Genomic DNA, 394 nt, shown 5'->3' on the forward strand with positions numbered 1-394 from the left:
GAGGCTATCTATGAATTTTTTAGCTCCTCTTAAGTTAAGCCCGGAATGTTCCATAACATCATTGAGGTCAAAGTACTCTTCATCTTCAATGAGTTGATCCACGATCTGTGTCAATTTAGTCCGGGTTCCATTTGTGGAATGCCAGAATGCAAATTTCCGGTTATTTTCATCAGTTTCATTGTATACAAGATCGTCTTCCTCCAGATCGTAGATGAAAAATCCCAGTCTCTGATGTGAATATGTCCTTGCCCAGTCCTTTATGTTTTGATCCCATGAACTGCTGATAAAACACAGGCTCATGTACTGGTTTTGTTCGATGGTACTTGCTTTTGCCTGTATCATCTCGATGATATCTCTCTTGTCGTCTATGGATTTCCCGTAGTTATCGACGATA

At 40.1% G+C, this 394-nt stretch carries 1 protein-coding gene; it reads right to left on the reverse strand.

Features of this window, described 5'->3' with window-relative positions; all coding sequences use genetic code 11:
• A partial coding sequence (locus KDK67_RS14685; RefSeq protein WP_250869211.1) for a hypothetical protein occupies positions 1-394 on the reverse strand: 394 nt, incomplete at both ends.

The organism is Methanococcoides seepicolus (assembly GCF_023684405.1).
In the GTDB taxonomy this organism is placed as follows: domain Archaea; phylum Halobacteriota; class Methanosarcinia; order Methanosarcinales; family Methanosarcinaceae; genus Methanococcoides; species Methanococcoides seepicolus.